At 56.5% G+C, this 15,712-nt stretch carries 14 protein-coding genes; 3 read left to right on the top strand and 11 right to left on the bottom strand.

What is annotated here, in order from left to right:
• Positions 1 to 276: 276 nt before the first annotated feature.
• Complete coding sequence (gene rne / locus ACZ3HG_RS00230) at positions 277 to 3,879, top strand: ribonuclease E (protein ID WP_465331288.1); 3,603 nt, start codon at positions 277 to 279, stop codon at positions 3,877 to 3,879.
• A 146-nt stretch (positions 3,880 to 4,025) separates the two neighbouring features.
• Positions 4,026 to 4,775, top strand: a complete 750-nt coding sequence (locus ACZ3HG_RS00225) for an NAD-dependent epimerase/dehydratase family protein (protein WP_465331286.1) — start codon at positions 4,026 to 4,028, stop codon at positions 4,773 to 4,775.
• A gap of 95 nt (positions 4,776 to 4,870) precedes the next feature.
• Here ACZ3HG_RS00225 and flgL read toward each other — a convergent pair whose 3' ends face one another.
• The 11 genes from flgL to flgB all read right to left on the bottom strand — a co-directional run bounded on the left by flgL (position 4,871) and on the right by flgB (position 14,797).
• A complete protein-coding gene (gene flgL / locus ACZ3HG_RS00220) occupies positions 4,871 to 5,836 on the bottom strand; it encodes a flagellar hook-associated protein FlgL (RefSeq protein WP_465331284.1) in 966 nt (321 codons plus the stop codon).
• Between the two features lie 23 nt (positions 5,837 to 5,859).
• Complete coding sequence (gene flgK / locus ACZ3HG_RS00215; RefSeq protein ID WP_191933185.1) at positions 5,860 to 7,503, bottom strand: flagellar hook-associated protein FlgK; 1,644 nt, start codon at positions 7,501 to 7,503, stop codon at positions 5,860 to 5,862.
• Positions 7,504 to 7,633: 130 nt separating this feature from the next.
• Entirely contained in the window at positions 7,634 to 8,575 is a 942-nt protein-coding gene (gene flgJ, locus ACZ3HG_RS00210) for a flagellar assembly peptidoglycan hydrolase FlgJ (RefSeq protein WP_062743740.1), read from the bottom strand.
• On the bottom strand, positions 8,575 to 9,681 hold the full coding sequence (locus ACZ3HG_RS00205) for a flagellar basal body P-ring protein FlgI (protein WP_062743741.1): 1,107 nt from the start codon (positions 9,679 to 9,681) through the stop codon (positions 8,575 to 8,577). Before ACZ3HG_RS00205 ends, flgJ begins: the two co-directional genes overlap by 1 nt.
• A gap of 9 nt (positions 9,682 to 9,690) precedes the next feature.
• The gene (locus tag ACZ3HG_RS00200; protein ID WP_465331281.1) at positions 9,691 to 10,392 is read right to left on the bottom strand and encodes a flagellar basal body L-ring protein FlgH; all 702 of its coding nucleotides are present in this window, start codon (positions 10,390 to 10,392) and stop codon (positions 9,691 to 9,693) included.
• An 86-nt stretch (positions 10,393 to 10,478) separates the two neighbouring features.
• Positions 10,479 to 11,261 carry a flagellar basal-body rod protein FlgG gene (gene flgG / locus ACZ3HG_RS00195; RefSeq protein ID WP_191933186.1) on the bottom strand — a complete coding sequence of 261 codons (783 nt, stop codon included), beginning with the start codon at positions 11,259 to 11,261 and terminating at the stop codon, positions 10,479 to 10,481.
• 15 nt (positions 11,262 to 11,276) lie between these two features.
• Entirely contained in the window at positions 11,277 to 12,032 is a 756-nt protein-coding gene (locus ACZ3HG_RS00190) for a flagellar basal body rod protein FlgF (RefSeq protein ID WP_191933187.1), read from the bottom strand.
• Between the two features lie 21 nt (positions 12,033 to 12,053).
• The gene (flgE, locus tag ACZ3HG_RS00185) at positions 12,054 to 13,262 is read right to left on the bottom strand and encodes a flagellar hook protein FlgE (RefSeq protein ID WP_465331278.1); all 1,209 of its coding nucleotides are present in this window, start codon (positions 13,260 to 13,262) and stop codon (positions 12,054 to 12,056) included.
• Positions 13,263 to 13,292: 30 nt separating this feature from the next.
• Positions 13,293 to 13,964, bottom strand: coding sequence for a flagellar hook assembly protein FlgD (gene flgD, locus ACZ3HG_RS00180; RefSeq protein ID WP_062743746.1), 672 nt, complete (start codon positions 13,962 to 13,964; stop codon positions 13,293 to 13,295).
• Between the two features lie 11 nt (positions 13,965 to 13,975).
• Positions 13,976 to 14,380 (bottom strand): flagellar basal body rod protein FlgC, encoded by a 405-nt coding sequence (gene flgC / locus ACZ3HG_RS00175; RefSeq protein ID WP_062743747.1) that lies wholly within the window; start codon positions 14,378 to 14,380, stop codon positions 13,976 to 13,978.
• A gap of 3 nt (positions 14,381 to 14,383) precedes the next feature.
• On the bottom strand, positions 14,384 to 14,797 hold the full coding sequence (gene flgB / locus ACZ3HG_RS00170) for a flagellar basal body rod protein FlgB (protein WP_154750752.1): 414 nt from the start codon (positions 14,795 to 14,797) through the stop codon (positions 14,384 to 14,386).
• Between the two features lie 155 nt (positions 14,798 to 14,952).
• On the opposite strand from flgB, the gene flgA reads away from it, so the two are divergent.
• Entirely contained in the window at positions 14,953 to 15,621 is a 669-nt protein-coding gene (flgA, locus tag ACZ3HG_RS00165) for a flagellar basal body P-ring formation chaperone FlgA (protein ID WP_191933189.1), read from the top strand.
• Positions 15,622 to 15,712: the final 91 nt, after the last annotated feature.

Below are 15,712 nucleotides of genomic sequence, written 5' to 3'. Positions count from 1 at the left end.
AGACGTATTGTGCAATCAGGCATTTAGCGGGCTGCGGGTTGCAGCCTGGACGATAAAACGGGATTGGTTCACCTGGTATCCTTACTGGCGGTTCCCCCCACAAATGCGCTGTTTTTCCATATGTAAAACAGGCTACCGAGTATTTGCGCCCCTTTAGCTGCTGACAACCGGGAGGTTGACGGCTTTGCGATGAGACACGGGGTCATCGGTTTCTGACGTCCAGCGTTACTTTGCCCGCAGCTTTGTCACTAATGTAAGAATAATGAGTAAGTTACGATGAAAAGAATGTTGATAAACGCAACTCAACAAGAAGAGTTGCGTGTCGCCCTCGTTGACGGACAACGTCTGTACGATCTGGATATTGAAAGCCCTGGACACGAACAGAAAAAAGCCAACATCTACAAAGGCAAGATCACCCGCATTGAACCCAGCCTTGAAGCCGCATTTGTTGATTACGGCGCTGAACGGCACGGTTTCCTACCTCTGAAAGAAATTTCCCGCGAATACTTCCCTGCTAACTATAACGCCCATGGTCGTCCAAACATTAAGGATGTACTGCGTGAAGGTCAGGAAGTCATCGTCCAGATCGATAAAGAAGAACGTGGCAATAAAGGCGCAGCCCTGACCACCTTTATCAGTCTGGCAGGGAGCTATCTGGTTCTGATGCCAAACAACCCACGAGCCGGCGGTATTTCACGTCGTATCGAAGGGGATGACCGCACCGAACTGAAAGAGGCCCTTTCCGCTCTGGAACTGCCAGACGGCATGGGTCTGATTGTCCGCACCGCAGGCGTAGGCAAGCAAGCTGATGCGCTGCAGTGGGATCTGAGCTTCCGTCTGAAGCATTGGGAAGCCATTAAAAAAGCCGCTGACAGCCGCCCTGCGCCGTTCCTGATCCATCAGGAAAGCAACGTGATTGTCCGTGCCTTCCGTGATTACCTGCGCCAGGACATCGGCGAAATCCTGATCGATAACCCGAAAGTGCTTGAGCTGGCTCGTCAGCATATCGCCGCCCTGGGCCGTCCGGATTTCAGCAGCAAAATTAAACTGTACACCGGTGAAATCCCGCTGTTCAGTCATTACCAGATCGAATCGCAGATTGAATCTGCCTTCCAGCGCGAAGTGCGTCTTCCTTCCGGCGGCTCGATTGTTATCGACTCCACCGAAGCGCTGACCGCCATTGACATCAACTCTGCACGCGCCACGCGCGGCGGCGACATTGAAGAAACGGCGTTTAACACCAACCTTGAAGCCGCTGACGAAATTGCCCGCCAGCTGCGCCTGCGTGACCTGGGTGGCCTGATCGTTATCGACTTTATCGATATGACACCCGTCCGTCACCAGCGTGCGGTAGAAAACCGCCTGCGCGAAGCCGTGCGTCAGGATCGTGCCCGTATTCAGATCAGCCATATCTCTCGCTTCGGCCTGCTGGAAATGTCGCGTCAGCGCCTCAGCCCGTCGCTGGGTGAGTCCAGCCATCACGTTTGCCCGCGCTGTAGCGGCACCGGCACCATCCGTGATAACGAATCTCTTGCACTGTCCATTCTGCGTCTGATTGAAGAAGAAGCGCTTAAAGAGAACACCAAAGAAGTGCATGCCATCGTGCCTGTCCAGGTTGCCTCTTACCTGCTGAACGAGAAGCGTGAAGCCGTCAGTGCCATTGAAAAACGCCAGGGTGGCGTCAAAGCAATTATCGTCCCTAACGATAATATGCAGACACCACACTACTCGGTGCTGCGCGTTCGCACCGGCGAAGAAACGCAGACACTCAGTTACCATCTGCCTAAACTGCACGAAGCCGAAATGGCGCTGCCTTCTGAAGAAGAGCACGCCGAGCGCAAGCGCCCTGAGCAGCCTGCCCTCGCCGCCTTCGTCATGCCTGATGCGCCACCAGCGCCACAGGAAGAAACCGCAGAAGTGGCCGTGACTCAGCCGGTTGCACAACCACAGGTCAAAGCCCCTGCCGCCGCTGCGCAGCCGGGTCTGGTCAGCCGCTTACTCAGCGGGCTGAAAAAGCTGTTTGCTGCCGAAGAGAAACCGGCTGAACAGCCTCAGCCGCCGGTTGCAGAAGAAAAACCGACCGAAGCAGCCACCCCAGCGCGTGGTGAACGTCGCAATAACCGCCGTCAGAACAACAACCGTCGCGACCGCAACGGCGAGCGTAATGAACGTTATGGCGATCGTAACGAACGCAACGGCGAGCGTAGCGACCGCAATGGCGAACGTAACGACCGCAATGGCGAACGTAACGACCGCAACGGTGAACGTAACGACCGCAACGGCGAACGTAACGACCGCAACGGTGAACGTAACGACCGCAACGGTGAACGTAACGACCGCAACAGTGAGCGTAATACCGACCGCAGCAGTGAGCGCACCGAGCGCGCCCCGCGCGAACGCAATAACGAAGGCCGTGACGACCGTCGTAACAACAAGCGCAACGCGCCGCAGAATGATGCCCGCAGCGAGCGTATGGTGCCGGATGAGTTTGAACGCAGCGAAACCACGCCGGCTCGTCCGCCGCGTCAGGAGCGTCAGCGTCGTCGTCCTGGTCAGAACCAGGAAGAAAAGCGCCCGGTTGTGCAGGAAGAGCCGATCGTTGAGCCGCTGATTGAAACCGCTGAAAATCTGGAAGAGCAGGAAGAGAACGTACAGGTCATGCCGCGTCGTAAGCCGCGCCAGTTGAACCAGAAGGTGCGTATCGAAACCGCTGAACAGACCGCAGCCCGCTCGTTTGACACTGAAGAAACGGCCCCGGCTGAACAGCCTGTCGCCAGCGAAACCGTGGCCGAAGTGGCAGACGGTGACGATCGCGATGGCAACAACATGCCACGTCGTTCACGTCGTTCACCGCGCCACCTGCGCGTGAGTGGCCAGCGTCGTCGTCGTTACCGTGATGAGCGCTACCCAACACAGTCACCGATGCCGCTGGCTAATGCTGCTGCATCACCAGAAATGGCTTCCGGTAAAGTATGGGTGTCTTACCCGGTAGCACAGGGCAGCGATCACGAAACGCATGAAGAACCTGGCCATTCTGTGGTTCCTGCTTACGGCCACGCTGACGTTGATGCGCCACAGGCCGTAGCAGCCGCAGACAGCATCATCAGCGCGAAGGAAGAAAACCATGAACCTGCTGTTGTCGCTCCTGTTGCAGAAGCTTCTGCAATTGAAGCTCCGGCAGCAGAACAGGCAGCCCCTGTGCAGCTTGCGGAACCCCAGCCTGAAAATCTGCCAGAAATCACTCCGGTGATAGCGGAAGAGACGTCGGCCATCGATGCACCGGTAAGTGAAGAACCGGCCGTCATCTCTTCTGCTGATGAAGCTGTCGCAGAAGAGACCGCTGCCGCGTCTGTTTCGGCAGACGACGTTCAGACAGAACCGGCCTTCGTTGCCGTTGATGCCGTGGCCGAAATCGTTGAAGAAGCGAAGCAGGCTGCACCTGAGCAGCAGGCAGCCGAGATTGCTCACGCCGCGCCGGTTGAAGTCAGCGACGCGCTTGAGCAGCAGGTTGCTGAAGTGCTTCATGCACCGGAAGTGGCAGCGGAACCCGTTGTTACTCAGGAACCTCATGCGCCTGTCCCTGCCCGCGATGAACCTGTCGCTGAAGCAGAGACGCCTGTCGCGGCTGAACCTGTTGTTAACGCACCGGTTGTTACTGAAACGGCTCAGGCTGAAATCGTGCCCGCTGCACAACCGGCTCAGAGCAACTTCAAGCTGCATGCCACGGCACCGATGACAAAAGCACCGGCTCCGGCTTACCAGCCAGAGACCCCACCTCAGAGCGACTGGGTGCGTCCGGACTTTAACTTTGAAGGTAAGGGATCTGCTGGCGGCCACGCGGCGACCCACCAGGCGACGGCTCCGGCCACGCGTCCTTAATACCGGATAAAGCGTCAATCAGGCCCTGACCTCTGGTCAGGGCTTTTTTTATGCCCTCACTTCACTGAATACCTTTTTCTCTGTTTCACCTTCCCCCCGGGCTGTGGCAGAGTGGCTGTCCTGTTTTCAACCCAAAGGCTGACAGCGTGACCGTTAAAAATATTCTCCTCACCGGCGCAAGTGGGCGCATCGGGCGTACCTTTTTCAATGCCATGAAGGAGAGCTGGCGCTTCGTACTGACCGACCTTAGCCTGCCGGCTTACGATGTACCTTCTCCGCACCTGTTTATTCCAGCTGACCTCTCGCTGCCGGGGGTGGCTGCCGAGCTGTTGCGCGGAGAGACGTTTGATGCGGTGATTCATCTGGCCGGCATTCCCGATGCCGGTGCGGCTTTCGAAGACCTGCTGCCCGCCAATATTTTATCTACGACTTACCTGCTTGAAGCCGTGTCGCATACCCCCTGCCCGCGCTTTATTTTTGCCAGCAGCGCACAGACTATCGAAGGGTATCCTGAAGACGTGCAGATCCACCCGGGTATGGCGGTGGCTCCGGCCAATTTATACGGCGTGACGAAATGCTACGGGGAAGCACTCTGCTCCTTTTACGCCACTCAGCGCGGCATAAGCTGCGTGGCACTGCGGATAGGGGCATTTGAAACCCGCTGCCCCAGCAACCTGAAAAACGCCAGAGACTACAGCGCCTGGCTCAGTCCGGAGGATGGCGTCAGGCTGCTGACCGCAGCGGTAACGGCAGAAAATATTACGTTCTTTATTGGCTACGGGATCTCAGATAACCGGTTTAAACGATTTGATCTGAGTCAGACTCGCGAGGTGCTGGGCTATCAGCCCCGGGATAATGCTTTCAGCGAATTTGTCCCGGAACAGTCGATCTTTTAACGGCGGCAAAAAAAAACCGCTGCCAACAGAGAGCTGTCGGCAGCGGGACAAACTGAACGTACCCGGTTAAAGCACGTTCAAATTCTGATGTCAGATTATCGATTCAAACTAAACAGTGACAGCTTGGACATCTGCTGGAATACGGTATAGGACGCCTGCAGGGCGGCCTGCTGCATGGTGTAACTGGAAATGGTTTCGGTCGTATCTGCGCCGATCAGTCCGCTGACCTTATTTTTCAGACTGAGCGTGGTGTCATCCCCTTTCGCATCCAGTTTCCCCAGTTCATCAAGATTGGTACCAATCTGTGCACGAACCGCTGACACGTTTTCCTGCGCATTGCGCAGACCGCGGTTGGCTTTACCCATATTAAGGGCCTCGGCATCCACCGCCGCCTGGTCGGCATTTTCCAGCGGGACCTTCAGCGATTTGATCGCCGTATCCAGAATGGTAAAGATATTACTTTCACTGGCCGTACCGTCAGGCTCTTTCACCGCGCTGCTGGTGAGTGAGTCGAATATCTGCGCACCGGTGTGGTTGATGATCAGCGTACGGCTGGCATCCACCTTCTGGGAAATGGGTGTACCCCCGCCCTGATAAGTGGTGTTTCCGTTCGCATCCGTCACAAACGGTGGCGTATCGCTTTCATAACCGGCAAATACATAACGGCCATTGCCGTCGGTGCTGTTGGCCAGGTTCAGCATCTGTGCACGAATCCCTTCTAACTGCGTCGCATAAGAGGCGCGGTCTGTGTCAGATAAGATACCGTTGGAGGCAGCCACTACCGTAGTCTGCGCGCTGATGATAACGTCCACCGCCTGTTTCAGCGTGGTATCTTCCGTCGACTGGTTCTGTGTGGCAAACACGCGCGCCGTTTTGTACTGGGCGGTTTCCGCCTGAGCCTGGGACACTACCACCGCCTGCGCTGCGGCCACCGGATCGTCCGACGGTCGGTTCACCCGGTTGCCGGTCGCGAGCTGTTCACCCACTTTCAGCCAGCTCGCCTGCGAAGTCTGGATGCCGCGCATCTGCTGGTCATAGATCATGCCGGTACTGAGTCGCATGGTATTAATTCCTCTGCAATAAATTAGCTGACAGCACTAATCAGTGACTGAAAAATGGTGGAAGCGGTCTGCAATACCTGGGCATTGGCCATGTAGTACTGCTGATAGCGCGTCAGATTCGAATACTCTTCATCGAGGTTAACCCCGGAAACCGACTGCTGCTGGTTGGTCAGCTGCGTTACCACGGCCGTCTGGGTCTTACTGGTGGTTTGCAGCGTACTGGTTTTGTTACCCACCTCAGCCACCAGGCTGGCGTAACCCTGCGTCAGGGTGCTCTTACCGTTGATCACGTTCGCGGTCTGCAAGGCCAGCAGCTTTTGCACATTCTCATTGTTGCTCGCGCCCCCCGTCGAACTGGCGGCAGCCAGCTCAGACTCCTTGGTCACCAGCACGCTCATGTCACTGACTACACTTGCAACCGGCTTGATGGTAAAGCTGTCTTTACTGGCGGGCAGCTGGTCATACGCAACGGAAAGACCGTCAAATGACAGCGTCTTCGCCGTAGCATCAACGGTTACCGTTGACTTGGTGTTATCCGACAGACGGGTCGCCGTCCAGTTAGTGCCGTCGTAACTGACAGAGTAATCAGACGCCTGCACCTTAGTGGTATCACTCCACGTGGCCGTCAGGGACGCGCCACCGGTATTGTTGGTGTTAGCCAGTACAGAAGGCTTGCCAAGACTGAAGAAAGCGCCGCCGTCCTCGCCCTGGCTATCTTTGCCCTGCATATGCTGGGCGTTAAAGCTGGTACCCAGCGCCATCGCCAGCTGGCCGACCTGATTGCGTGCGCCGTCAAGATCGCTGCGGAACGCCAGCAGGCCACCCAGTGAACCGGTGGTGATCAGCTTTTCAGAGAACTGCGTTTTTGCGCCCGTAGCCGGATCGACGGTGGCGAGTGTGGTACGCGCCGGATCGGCGCTGGACGGCACCGCCGCCAGCTGGCTGTAGGTGTCACCCTGCACCAGGGAGATACCGTTGCCGATGGAGATATTGTAACTGCCGCCATTCTGCTGGCTGACATTCACCCCCACCAGCTTATTCAGCTCACTGACCAGCTGATCGCGCTGATCCAGTAAATTATTTGGTTCGCTGCCCGCACCAGCGCCCTTCAGCTTAGTGATCTGCTGATTAACGTTCGCGATCTGTTTGGCGTAGTTATTAATCTGGTCGACAGTTGCCTTCACCGAGGTGTTCACGCTGCTGTCGAGATTCGATAAATAGGTATCGGTCACCTGGAACTGATTCACCAGTCCCTGCGCTTTGCCGATGACTGCCTGGCGCGCAGAGGAGTCGCTGGCATTGCTGGACAGCGTCTGCAGCGAGCTGAAAAAGTCCTGAATATTGGTCGACAGCGTATTCGTGGTGCTGGAAAAGATGTCATCAAGACTGGAGATCTGACCGTACTGGGTAGTGATCGCGCTGGACTGTGCGCTGGCCGCACGCAGCTGGTTGGTGATGAACTGATCGTATTCGCGATAGACTGTCGAGACATTCGCCCCGTTGCCGTAATAATTGTTACCGCTCAGGGTACTGTTCGCCTGAGCCAGCACGGTGGTCTGGCGTGAATAACCGGTAACGGCATAGTTAGTGATGTTGTTACTGGTGGTATTCAGCGCGGCGGATGCGGCGCTTAACCCGCTCATTGCGGTATTAATTAAGTTTGCCATTTCGGTTCCTTGTTAACCGGCAACTGCGAGCCAGCATTGACGAATCATTTGCCGGAAGCGGGTTAACCCCATCCGGCCTGAAAAGGTTATCGGTTAAATCGGGGTAAACTTGAGCCTTCTCCCCACATTTTTAAAACAAATCGCCAATATCCTGGCTGTAGGCTTTGACCACTTTTTCACCCATGCTTTTGAACTGCTGGATCATGCCGACCAGTTTCTGTGCATACTTAGGATCGGTCGCATACCCCGCGGCCTGCAATGCCTGTGCGCCCTGCTCGGGTGAAGATGCGGTGGTCACTGCGGCGTAGCGCGGGTTGTTACTCAACAGTTTGACGTAGTCGTTCAGGGCGTCGAAGTAGGAGTCATAAACGCGGAATTTCTGCTTTACCTTCTTCGCCTCACCGTTTTCGAATTCGGTGGTCATGATATCGGTGGTCTTGCCCTGCCAGCTGCCCGTGGCTTTAATGCCGAAGACGTTATAGCTCGGCTTACCGTCGCGGGTGAGGATCTGACGCTGACCCCAGCCGGATTCCAGCGCAGCCTGCGCGAGGATCAGGTGATGAGGAATACCGCTTTGCTCACTCGCTGCCTGCGCCGGTTTCGACAGCATGGCGATAAAGTCACCGTTATCTCCCGACAGCGGCATCTCATGGGAAGAGAAACGCGGCACCGCCTTGCGGACAATCTGCTCCATTGCAATCGGCGGTAACGTGTTAATAAAGCTCTTATCCAGCGGCATGGGCACCGTACCCGCTTTTTCATTCAGCGGCTTCTGGCCTTCCATCTGTTTAACAATGAGATCTGCCAGACCGAGGCCTTTCGCCCCGATCTGCTGGCCAATCTGCTGATCGTACATGGAGGTATAAAGCCGCGTCTGTTCGCTGCTCATCAGGCCATCCTGAGGCAGCGCCTGGCGCATACTTTTCAACATCATCTGTACAAACATCCCTTCGACCTGTTTGGCCACTTCCCGCGCATGGGCTTTCGGATCGTTGCCCGCCAGGCGTTTCAGGTTGTTTAGCGAGCGGCTGTCATACGCCGCGCTGGTCAGAGACTGGCTGTGGTCGGTCATCAGATAATTTCCAGTTTTGCGTGCAGACAGCCTGCGCTTTCCATGGACTGCAGAATCGACATCAGGTCGATAGGCGTTGCGCCCAGCGCGTTTAGCGCCCGCACTACGCTGTTCAGGTTGGCGCTGGCATTGACGGTCTGTAACGCCCCACCGCTCTGACGCAGATCGATCTGAGTCTGTGGTGTCACCACCGTCTGACCGCCGCCAAACGGCGTATCCGGCTGGCTGACGTTTTGCGTCTGGTTCACGGTAACTGACAGGCTGCCCTGCGCGATGGCGCACTGTGTCAGCATCACCTCACGGTTCATCACTACCGAGCCGGTGCGTGAGTTGATGATCACTTTGGCATCCTGGATCGGCACCGAAACGTCAATGTTCTGAATATCTGCCAGCAGGCGCACCTGAGAAGTGCTGTTCGCTGACGAGCGGATTTGCACGGTGCGGCCGTCAACGGCCTGGGCCATACCGTAACCGCCCCGGCTGTTAATGGCGTCGCTGATGCGCTGCGCCATGCTGAAATCTTCCTGATTGAGGTAGAGACTGACCACGTTGCTGGTGCCGAAGTTGTTCGGCAGCTCACGCTCAATGGTGGCACCGCCGGTGATCCGCCCGCCGTTGACCTGGTTCACCTGCACACTGCTGCCGCCGGCGGCCGCACTGGCCCCGCCGATCAGAATATTCCCCTGCGCCAGCGCATACACCTGGTTATCCACCCCTTTCAGCGGTGTCATCAGCAGCGTACCGCCGCGCAGACTTTTGGCGTTCCCCATGGAGGACACCACGACGTCCAGCACCTGGCCCTGACGGCCAAACGCCGGCAGCTTGGCAGTGACCATCACTGCCGCCACGTTTTTCAGCTGCATATTGGTGCCGGTCGGCACGGTGATCCCCAACTGCGACAGCATGTTACTCAGGCTCTGCGTGGTAAACGGCGTCTGCGTCGTCTGGTCACCGGTGCCATCCAGCCCCACCACCAGGCCGTAGCCGATAAGGGAGTTATCGCGCACGCCGCCCACCGTCGTGAGATCGCGAATACGATCGGCCTGAGCCAGGGTGCTGAACCCCACCATCAGCAGCAGGGCAAATCGAATCAGTACATTACGCATTAAAACCTCTTACATCGGTGATATGTTCAGGAAGAACCGCTGCAGCCAGCCCATATTCTGCGCTTCATTGATATAGCCGTTACCGACGTATTCAATGCGGGCATCGGCCACCTGAGTAGAAACAACGCTGTTGCTGGCGCTAATCGTGCGGGGGTTAACCACGCCGGAGAAGCGGATAAACTCTGTTCCCTGATTAATCTCAATCTGTTTCTCACCGACCACATTCAGGTTGCCGTTCGGCAGGACCTGATTAACGGTAACGGTGATGGTGCCGGTAAAGGTGTTGTTCGCCGAAGCGCCCCCTTTGCCAGAAAAATCATTTTTGCCTTCCCCGGAGAAGGTGGCTTTATCGCCGCCCAGCAGTCCGACCAGGGCACGCGGTGTGGCCGACAGCCCAAAGCTGCTGCTGCCATCACGTCCGGCATTGGCTGAAGAACTCTTACTCGCGCTGACATTTTCCTGCAGCGTGATGGTTAACGTGTCGCCAATATTACGCGGGCGTCGATCCTCAAACAGCGGCTGGTAGCCGTAGTTCATCGGCATCACGCCCTGAAAAATAGAGCCGTTGACCAACGCTGGCGAAGCAGGCATCGGCTGGGCCGTTGTCGAACCTTCGACCAGTGGCTTACGGGGGACTAACGCACAACCGTTAAGCGTTAGCAGCAGCGTGGCCACTAACAAACGTCCAGGCAATGAGATCTGCTGCGCCATGGATATAAACCTTTCATTACGAGAATATTTTATTAACGGGCCGGGCAAGCCCGGCACCTGTAACGGTCAGACAGTCCGTTTTACACTTACAGCTGAGTCAGCTTCGCCAGCATCTGGTCAGACGTACTGACCGCCTTACTGTTAATTTCGTAAGCGCGCTGAGTCTGGATCATGCTGACCAGCTCTTCCGCTACGTTAACGTTCGACGTTTCAACGTATCCCTGATACAGCGTACCTGCGCCGTTATTGCCCGGGTTACTCTCGGTGGGAGCACCCGAGGCCTGCGTTTCCTGGTAAAGGTTCTCACCCATACTTTCCAGACCGGCGTCATTGATAAAGGTACTCAGCGTCAGCTGGCCTACCTGTACCGGGTTGGTCTGCCCCTGCTGCGTAACGCTCACCACACCGTCACGGCTGACCGTCATGCTAAGGGCATTCGGGGGAATGGTGATGGCAGGCTGTACCGGGAAACCGCTGTTGGTCACCAGCTGGCCATTCTGATCGGTCTGGAATGAGCCATCACGGGTATAGGCGGTCGTTCCATCCGGCATCTGCACCGAGAAGAAGCCCTGACCACTGATCGCCACATCTTTCGATGAGTCCGTCTGCGACAGGTTGCCCTGATTGTGCAGACGTTCGGTAGAAACCGGACGGACACCCGTACCAATCTGTAAACCTGAAGGCAGCGTTGTCTGTTCTGACGACTGAGCCCCTGGCTGACGCATGGTCTGGTACATCAGGTCTTCAAACACCGCGCGCTGACGTTTAAAGCCGTTGGTGCTGACGTTTGCCAGGTTGTTGGCAATAACGTCCATGTTGGTCTGCTGGGCGTCAAGGCCGGTTTTGGCAATCCATAAAGAACGGATCATGTGTTATTCCTCTGGTCAGCTCATTGACAGCAGCTGGTTGGCTCTTTGTTCGTTTTCATCGACGCTGGAAATGACTTTCATCTGCATCTCGAAACGACGGGCGTTGGCGATCATATCGACCATGGTCTGCGTGGTACTGACGTTGCTGCCTTCCAGCACGCCCGGCATCACTTTCATCGTCGGGTCGTTGGCCAGGGTGGCACCACGCTGTGCCACTGCGCTGGCGGAGACGCGGAACATGCCGTCATCGCCGCGCGTCAGCTCGCTGCCGGTCGCCTGCACCAGCTTGAGCCTGCCCAGCTGCACCGTCGCGTTCGGGGCATCACCCGGATTCAGCGCGGTAATCGAACCGTCAGCCGCGATGGTGAGTTCAGCGCCCTGCGGCACCGCAATCGGCCCACCGTCGCCCATCACCACGTTGCCCTGTACGGTAAGCTGCCCGGCCGGGCTGACTTCCATATTGCCGTTGCGGGTGTAGGCTTCGGTGCCGTCGGCAGTCTGCACTGCCAGCCAGCCGTCTCCCTGCATCGCCACGTCCAGCGCACGCTCGGTGTAGTCCAGCGCGCCCTGCGTCATATCTACTCCCGGCGTTGACGCCGTGACCAGCGTACGGGTGGGCAGTGACAGGCCTTCCACCGGAACCGCACGCGCAGCGCTGAGCTGCGCACGGAAGCCCGGTGTGGCGGCGTTGGCCAGGTTGGCCGCCGTCACTGCCTGCTGATCGAGGGTCTGACTGGCAGCCCCCATTGCGGTATAGATTGCGTGATCCATTGGACTCCCCTGTTAACCGTATTAACGCAGGTTGACCAGCGTGTTAAGGATCTGGTCCTGAGTTTTGATGGTCTGCGCGTTTGACTGATAGTTACGCTGCGCGACGATCATGTTCACCAGCTCTTTACTCAGATCAACGTTCGAAGACTCCAGCGCACCGGCGGTCAGCGTACCGAGGTTACCGGTTCCGGCGATGCCGGTCAGCGCCTGACCAGATGAGGCGGAAGCAGACCACACGTTGTCACCTTCCGACTTCAGGCCTTCCGGGTTAGCGAAGTTAGCCAGCACGATCTGACCCAGCACCTGAGTCTGTTCGTTGGAATAGGTCCCGACCAGGGTGCCGTCATCATTGATCTGATAGCTGGTCAGTTCGCCAGGCTTATAGCCATTCTGAACCGGGTTACCAAAGGTGGTGGTGCCGTTGTTCTGCTGCAGGCTGCCGGTGATATCGACGGTCAGATTGGTCGGGCCTGCTGAACCGTTCAGGGAGCCCATGGTGAAGCCGACCAGACCGCTTGCCGGGGTAGTCAGGTTACCGCTGGTGTCAAACTCCAGATTGGTCACCGTACCTGTTGTCCCGGTTGACGCATCTACTGGGGTAACGGTCCAGTTATTATCAGCCGTCTTGTTGAAGTACAGGTTGATAATGTGTGAGTTACCCAGCGAGTCAAACGTGGTCATCGCTGACTTGGCGTTATATGTCGTAGGATCGGCAATTTTCAAATCAGCAACAGGCTTAATGGTGTCCGTAGAGTTCAGGTTAGCCGTCATCGATGTCGTTGTGGTGGCTTTAGCCGACATGCCGCCAGTGGGTACACTCAGGCCTACCGGGTTAGCACCGGTCTGGATAGTTGGCGGTGTGCCGGTGGCCGGATAGCCGGTCAGCTGCAGACCCTGCATATTGACAATATTACGATCGGCGTCGAGGGTGAACTGGCCGTTACGGCTGTAGTACACCGCACCGCTGGCATCCGCCATGCGGAAGAAGCCCTGCTGGCTGATCGCCACATCAAGACCACGGCTGGTGGTGGTGGTGGTACCGTCGTTAAAGTCCTGCACCACGGCCGCAACCTTGGTACCCAGACCGACTTTTGATCCGGCAAACATATCGGCAAACGCGACGGTGCTGGATTTAAAACCCGCTGTCGCGGAGTTGGAGATGTTGTTACCAATAACGTCGAGGTTGCTCGATGCCGCGTTTAAGCCGCTGACTGCCTGTGAAAAGCCCATGTTGTCACTCCTGAAGCATAAATTAGTGGATTAAATAATCTGACGTATGTTATCCAGGGTGGTCGTACCCATGGTGCCAAGGTCAAGTACTGCGCCTTTTGAGCCGCTACTGACGCCGCTCACCAATGCATAGTTCAGCGGCTGTGCCACCAGCTGGCCAGTAGCATTGCTGGCGCTGATGGAAACGGTATATTTGCCGTCGGCGGCGGCGGTGCCATCCGCGGCTTTACCATCCCACTGGAAGGTATGTACGCCAGCGGTCTGTGCGCCGAGGTCAATGGTCTGGATCACGGCACCGCCAGCATCTTTAATGGTGGCGGTCGTCGAGGTTGAGGCCTGCCCCAGTTCCACACCAAATGGCGTGGTGGTGGTTTTACCGACCAGAATTTGTGACCCGTTGACCATCACACCGTGACCGATCAGCGTCGACGCCTGTAAAGACTGGCCGGAAGTAATCTGGCCGGAAATCGAACCGAGGGTAGTGTTCAGCTTCTCAATCCCGCTCAGGGTGTTGATCTGCGCCAGCTGCGAGGTCAGCTGGCTGTTGTCCATCGGGTTCGTCGGGTCCTGGTTCTGCAGCTGGGTTACCAGCAGCGTCAGGAAGTTACTCTGTAAGTCCGCCGCTGACGTATCAGAAGAAGACGAAGAAGACTGCAGCGTGGTGGTAGCCTGCTTCTCATTTACACCAACAGCAATACTCATCGGGAAGCTCCTTATTGACCCATGGTTAAGGTTTTCAACATCATTTGTTTAACGGTGTTTAAAACCTCGACATTGGCCTGATAACTGCGCGAGGCCGACATGGTGTTCACCGTTTCACCCACAACATCCACATTGGGCATTTTTACGTAGCCTTTGGCATCTGCCATCGGGTTACCGGGTTCATAGACCAGACGCGCCGGGGCCGGATCGTCGATCACCTGAGCCACTTTGACGCCACCGGTAGGCGAACCCGGTGCCGCGTCGGTTTGAAACACGACCTGCTTCGCCACGTAGGGCTGACCGTCCGGCCCGGTGACGCTGTCGGCGTTGGCCAGGTTACTGGCGCTGACGTTAAGACGCTGTGATTGTGCAGCCATTGCCGAACCGGCAATATTAAAAATATTCAAAAGTGCCATGCGTTATTGCCCCTGTAGCACAGACATCATGCCCTTAATCTGACTGCTGATAGCCATCAAATCCGTCTGATATTTCAGACTGTTATCGGCAAACTCTGTGCGTTCGCGGTCCATATCTACCGTGTTACCGTCCAGCGCAGGCTGGTCAGGAACGCGGTACATCAGATCCATCGAAGGCGGTTGAAGATTTTCTGCAGGAATATGGCGTGCCGACGTCACCGCCAGCGACAGACCGGAACCCTGCGCGCGCCCCTGTTCCAGCACTTTGTTCATCTGGCTGGCGAAATCGATATCGCGTGCCTGATAGCCTGGCGTGTCAGCGTTAGCGATATTGGATGCCAGGATTTCCTGTCGCTGTGCACGCAGGTTCAGGGCTTCGGTATTAAACCGTAGTGCTGCGTCCAGTTTGTCGAGCATGCGTCCTCCGCAAGTGAGAATTTAGAGCTGACAGCATAATCGCCGGGGGGAAAGGGCTATCGTTTGAATAGCGCTAAAAAGCGTCGCTAATTTGCGCCTTGACAATATGTGCGGAGGGGTAGAATCAGTGCCAGGTTGATTAAGAGGAAGCCCTGATGCGAGGAATGACAAGACTGCTGGCCGTTTTACTGGTTCTGATAAGCGCCTCTGCCAGTGCTGCTGACCTTAACGCACAGCTCAATGAATTTTTCAAAAACCGCTATGGGCAAAGCGGACAGGCTGCCGATAACATGACCGTAGTGGTGAAAACGCCACAGCGGATGTGGCCCGCCTGTGAACAGCCGAAGTTCTCCCTGCCCGGCAATAGCCGCATGTGGGGCAATATCAGCGTCGCGGCCAACTGCGAACAGAATCGCCGTTATATCCAGGTCCAGGTTCAGGTTACCGGTACTTATCTGGTCGCCACCCGCCAGGTCTTACGGGGTGCCACCATCAGCGCGGATGATATGCGCCTGGAACAGGGTCGGCTGGATACCCTCCCCGCCCGTACGGTAATGAAAGCGGAGGAGGCAGTCGGTGCCATCGCCCTGCGTGACATCACGCCAGGACAGCCCGTTACCCAGATGATGATGCGCCAGCCATGGCGGGTGAAGGCCGGTCAGACGGTCACCATCACCGCCAGCGGTGATGGTTTTAACATCAGCAGCGAGGGTAAGGCGATGAACAATGCCGCCGCCCTGCAGACGGTCAGAGTACGAATGAATTCAGGACAGATTGTGATGGGTAAGGTCGACGCTAATGGGAATATTCTGATAACGCTATAAACCACTAAAGTAGGCCTCAGTTCTGCCGATAGTGTTAATAACGGCCATTTTACTATTAGAATATTGAACATCAGACCCGCATGTCTGAGTT

It is taken from the genome of Erwinia sp. PME.40.26/001 (genome assembly GCF_055556675.1).
This window is presented reverse-complemented; position numbering and strand designations above follow the sequence as displayed.

Coding starts and splice junctions, on each gene's coding strand:
- rne (WP_465331288.1), top strand. CDS start 277: ATGAAAAGAATGTTGATAAACGCAACTCAACAAGAAGAGTTGCGTGTC.
- flgL (WP_465331284.1), bottom strand. CDS start 5,836: ATGCGACTCAGTACCGGCATGATCTATGACCAGCAGATGCGCGGCATC.
- flgK (WP_191933185.1), bottom strand. CDS start 7,503: ATGGCAAACTTAATTAATACCGCAATGAGCGGGTTAAGCGCCGCATCC.
- flgJ (WP_062743740.1), bottom strand. CDS start 8,575: ATGACCGACCACAGCCAGTCTCTGACCAGCGCGGCGTATGACAGCCGC.
- ACZ3HG_RS00205 (WP_062743741.1), bottom strand. CDS start 9,681: ATGCGTAATGTACTGATTCGATTTGCCCTGCTGCTGATGGTGGGGTTC.
- ACZ3HG_RS00200 (WP_465331281.1), bottom strand. CDS start 10,392: ATGGCGCAGCAGATCTCATTGCCTGGACGTTTGTTAGTGGCCACGCTG.
- flgG (WP_191933186.1), bottom strand. CDS start 11,261: ATGATCCGTTCTTTATGGATTGCCAAAACCGGCCTTGACGCCCAGCAG.
- ACZ3HG_RS00190 (WP_191933187.1), bottom strand. CDS start 12,032: ATGGATCACGCAATCTATACCGCAATGGGGGCTGCCAGTCAGACCCTC.
- flgE (WP_465331278.1), bottom strand. CDS start 13,262: ATGGGCTTTTCACAGGCAGTCAGCGGCTTAAACGCGGCATCGAGCAAC.
- flgD (WP_062743746.1), bottom strand. CDS start 13,964: ATGAGTATTGCTGTTGGTGTAAATGAGAAGCAGGCTACCACCACGCTG.
- flgC (WP_062743747.1), bottom strand. CDS start 14,380: ATGGCACTTTTGAATATTTTTAATATTGCCGGTTCGGCAATGGCTGCA.
- flgB (WP_154750752.1), bottom strand. CDS start 14,797: ATGCTCGACAAACTGGACGCAGCACTACGGTTTAATACCGAAGCCCTG.
- flgA (WP_191933189.1), top strand. CDS start 14,953: ATGCGAGGAATGACAAGACTGCTGGCCGTTTTACTGGTTCTGATAAGC.